This window comes from Streptomyces roseochromogenus subsp. oscitans DS 12.976 (genome assembly GCF_000497445.1).
In the GTDB taxonomy this organism is placed as follows: Bacteria; Actinomycetota; Actinomycetes; order Streptomycetales; family Streptomycetaceae; genus Streptomyces; species Streptomyces oscitans.
Map to the genome: position 1 here is coordinate 4,569,720 of NZ_CM002285.1, position 2,677 is coordinate 4,572,396.

The 2,677-nt window shown below is 67.0% G+C and carries 2 protein-coding genes; both read left to right on the plus strand.

Features of this window, described 5'->3' with window-relative positions; translation table 11 throughout:
• Positions 1-286: 286 nt before the first annotated feature.
• On the plus strand, positions 287-1,882 hold the full coding sequence (istA, locus tag M878_RS69340; protein ID WP_023548257.1) for an IS21 family transposase: 1,596 nt from the start codon (positions 287-289) through the stop codon (positions 1,880-1,882).
• Positions 1,879-2,649, plus strand: coding sequence for an IS21-like element helper ATPase IstB (gene istB / locus M878_RS69345; protein ID WP_023548259.1), 771 nt, complete (start codon positions 1,879-1,881; stop codon positions 2,647-2,649). The genes istA and istB overlap by 4 nt, the downstream gene beginning before the upstream one ends.
• Positions 2,650-2,677: the final 28 nt, after the last annotated feature.

The following is a 2,677-nucleotide window of genomic DNA, read 5'->3' on the forward strand; positions in this document are numbered from 1 at the left end:
ATGTTCTGCGTGATGTTGTCGCCGTAATTCCCCGCCCTGGTGTCGGCGGTTCCCCAGGGGGACGCCGGTCGTGGATGGGGATGCCGGTCACGGTCTCGGGTTGAAGATCTTTCCCCGTGTCGGGTGGTTTGTTCGACCGATAGATCCTTCTTGCGAATTGGTGGAGATCCCCTGGGGCATGCCGGTGCCGGGTTGAGGGTCCGGGCCGTCTCGGAGTCGCTGGTGTCCCTTGACCAGCGAGCCGGGAGGTCGACGGACGATCCGGATGGCAAGGAGAACATTCACCGTGACGGACATCGTGGAGATCTACGTCCACTGGTACGCGGGCCGCTCGAAGACGCAGCTGGCGGCGTCGCTGGGGCTGGACCGCAAGACGATCAGGAAGTACCTGGCGCCGGCCGAGGCGGCCGGGATCACGCCGGGCGGCCCGCCGATGAGCGAGCCCGACTGGGCGAAACTGATCAAGAGCTGGTTCCCCGAGCAGGCCAACAGGCGCTTGAATCAACTGACTTGGCCGGAGATCGAGAAGCACCGCGACTACGTGGTGGAACTGCTGAACACCTGCACGGTGACCACGATCCACCAGCGGCTGCGCGACGAGCGCAAGCTGCAGGCGGGGCTGACCTCGTTTCGCCGGTGGGTACACGAGAACCTGCCCGACGAGGCCGCCCGCGCCAAGGTCACCGTGCTGAGGGAGAACGTCGAGCCGGGCTCGGAGGCCCAGATCGACTACGGCTTCCTGGGGCAGTGGATCAACGCCAACACCGGTCGGCGGCACCGGATTTGGGCGTTCGTGATGGTGCTGCCTGCCTCCCGGCACATGTTCGTCCGCCCGGTGGCCCACATGGACCAGCACGCCTGGACACAAGCCCACGTGGAGGCGTTTCGCTACTTCGGCGGCGTCCCGCGCCGGCTGGTGCCGGACAACCTCAAGACCGGGGTCGACAAGCCGGACCTCTACGACCCGAAGATCAACAAGTCGTATGCCGAACTCGCCTCCTACTATGGGGCGTTGGTGGATCCGGCCCGGGCTTTGAAGCCGAAGGACAAGCCCAGAGTGGAGCGGCCCATGCCCTACGTCCGCGACTCCTACTGGCGCGGGCGGACGTTCACCTCGCTGGAGCACATGCAGGCCGAGGCCCTGCTCTGGTCCCGTAATGTCGCAGGTCAGCGGCAGTGCCGTCCGCTGGGCGGGGCGGCTCCCTTGGCGGTGTTCGAGTCCATCGAGGCGCCGGTGCTGCTGCCGTTGCCCGAGGCGCCGTTCGTGCTGGCGCGGTGGTCGAAGGCGACGGTCGGCCCGGACATCCACATCAAGGTCGGCCGGACCCTCTACTCGGTGCCCTGGAAGCTGATCGGCCGCCGCGTCGATGTCCGCTCCACCGCCACCATGGTGCAGGTCTTCCACGAGGGTGAACTGGTCAAGACGCACGCGGCACTTGAGCAGGGCAAACGCACCGACAAGACGGACTACCCGCCGGAGAAGATCGCCTTTCAGATGCGCACGCCGATCTGGTGTCGCGGTCAGGCATCCCAGGTCGGGGATGCCTGCCGGGAGGTGATCGACCAGCTCCTGGAGGTCAATGCCCTCTACCGGCTCCGGGCGGCCCAGGGGGTGCTCGGGCTGCGCAAGAAGTACGGCGACATCAGGCTCGAAGCCGCCTGCCGCAAGGCGATCACGGTCGGCGACCCGTCCTATCGCACCGTCAAGGGCATCCTTGTCGCCGGCACCGAGACCGACCCGGAACCCGAGACCGGAGACGGTGGCGCCTCGGCCTTCCTACACGGCCCCGAGGGCCTGTTCGCCACCGACATCCCCCTGCAGATTCCCGATGACGTCCGCGACGACCAGGGGAACGACGACGTCGAGGAGGTCGCCCGGTGAGCGTGATGACCACCGCTCTGCGTGACTCGCTCAAGATCCTGCGGCTGTCCGGGATGCTCGAGACACTCGACGCCCGCCTCACCCAGGCCCAGGGCGGCGAGCTCGGGCACCTCGATTTCCTGCAGGTTCTCTGCCAGGACGAGATCACCCGCCGTGAATCCGTTGCGCTCGAACGGCGCCTGCGGCGGGCGAAGTTCGAGCAGCAGGCCACCTTGGAGGGCTTCGACTTCAACGCCTCCCCGAAGCTACCCGCGGCCCAGATCCGCGACCTGGCGGCCCTGCGATGGCTCCACTCCGGTGAGTCCGTCATTTTGTTCGGGCCCGTCGGGGTCGGAAAGACACACGTCGCCCAGGCCCTCGGTCACCAGGCCGTCCGACAGGGCGCCAACGTCCGTTTCTCCAAGACCAGCCGGGTCCTGGCCGAGCTCGCCGGCGGCCACGCGGATCGCACCTGGGACAAGCGCATGCGCGACCTCATCCGCCCCGACCTGCTCATCCTCGATGACTTCGCCATGCGGCAGATGAACGCCTCGCAGGCCGACGATCTCTACGAGTTGGTCTCCGAGCGGCAGGGACGTTCTCTGATCATCACGAGCAACAGGGCGCCCAGCGACTGGTATCCGCTCTTCCCGAACCCCGTCGTCGCCGAGTCACTCCTCGACCGGCTGATCAACGCCAGCCACCAAGTCATCATGAACGGCCCAAGCTACCGTCCCAACAAGCGACCGAAGGGCCCCAACGGCACCCCCAAGCCCCCGACCAGCTGACTCACCGACACCCCAGGGGTGTCCCATT